Below are 273 nucleotides of genomic sequence, written 5' to 3' on the forward strand. Positions count from 1 at the left end.
CCCCATCGAAGAAACACATGCTCAAATAACGGTGGACCCCCTTCCCGTGATGAGAGCTGATCCATCACAGATGAATCAATTGTTCCTGAATCTGTTTTCTAACGCGCTAAAATTCCGGCTACCTGATATTACCCCACATATCTCACTGCGATGTGTTACGGTAGAAAGCACAGAAGCCAAAGAACAGCAGCTGTTGCCGGGATTAGACTGGGTTAAGCTTACGCTGCAAGACAACGGTATTGGATTTGAGCAAACCTTCGCCGAAAAAATCTT

The 273-nt window shown here is 46.2% G+C and carries 1 pseudogene; it reads left to right on the forward strand.

Annotation, left to right across the window (positions count from 1 at the left end):
• Positions 1-273: pseudogene (locus tag NLF92_RS12955) on the forward strand (sensor histidine kinase); the annotation flags it as partial.

The organism is Opacimonas viscosa (assembly GCF_024199005.1).
GTDB lineage: Bacteria > Pseudomonadota > Gammaproteobacteria > Enterobacterales > Alteromonadaceae > Opacimonas > Opacimonas viscosa.